This is a genomic window from Pseudomonas sp. H26/SER47-MNA-CIBAN-0231, from assembly GCF_040310465.1.
GTDB classification, from domain to species: Bacteria; Pseudomonadota; Gammaproteobacteria; order Pseudomonadales; family Pseudomonadaceae; genus Aquipseudomonas; species Aquipseudomonas atacamensis.
Genome location: NZ_JBEOPW010000154.1, coordinates 1 through 245 on the forward strand (window position 1 = coordinate 1; position 245 = coordinate 245).

General features: G+C 36.7%; 1 pseudogene. It reads left to right on the forward strand.

Features of this window, described 5'->3' with window-relative positions:
• Positions 1 to 245: pseudogene (locus AAEZ10_RS27650) on the forward strand (aromatic amino acid DMT transporter YddG); the annotation flags it as partial.

The window sequence follows — 245 nt, forward strand, 5'->3', positions numbered from 1 at the left end:
GTTTACCCAAGTATGATCATTGCTTTTTTAGGGGTTGCTTGGTGTATTACGGGCGATCAAGAAATGTCAGTCGATACGTTAGTTACTAACTTTGCTGATAATCCTGCTACTTATTTAATGGCATTAGCTGCCGCGTTTATATGGGCTATTTATTGCGTAGTAACGCAAAAAATAAGTAATGGTAAAAATGCTATTACGTTATTTTTTACTGTTACGGCAATGAGTTTGTGGGCGCAATATGGTTT